The organism is Pseudomonas sp. SIMBA_068, from assembly GCF_046534705.1.
Taxonomy (GTDB): Bacteria; Pseudomonadota; Gammaproteobacteria; order Pseudomonadales; family Pseudomonadaceae; genus Aquipseudomonas; species Aquipseudomonas putida.
Genome location: NZ_JAWRYI010000731.1, coordinates 1 through 264 on the forward strand (window position 1 = coordinate 1; position 264 = coordinate 264).

1 pseudogene is annotated in these 264 nt (G+C 60.6%); it reads right to left on the minus strand.

Annotated elements, in window-relative coordinates:
* Window positions 1–264, minus strand: a pseudogene (gene srlE, locus SB756_RS31190) (PTS glucitol/sorbitol transporter subunit IIB); the annotation flags it as partial.

Sequence of the window (264 nt, forward strand, 5' to 3'; positions counted from 1 at the left end):
CGGCTCACCAGTACAGAAGGGACACCGACGCGAACCGTGTCCTGACGGGCTTCCGCCAGCGACAAACCGACCGGGATGAAGTCGCAGGCCGCCTGCGCGTTGATGGCAAACAGTGCCGGTAAAGCCAGATGCGGCGGAATATTGCCGAGACCAATCTGCACGCCAATCAATACGCCGATAACCTGTGCGATAACTGCGCCTGGGCCGAGGAAAGGTGAAAGCAGCGGGAAGGAGCAGATGAGCGCCAGCATGACCAGACCCAGT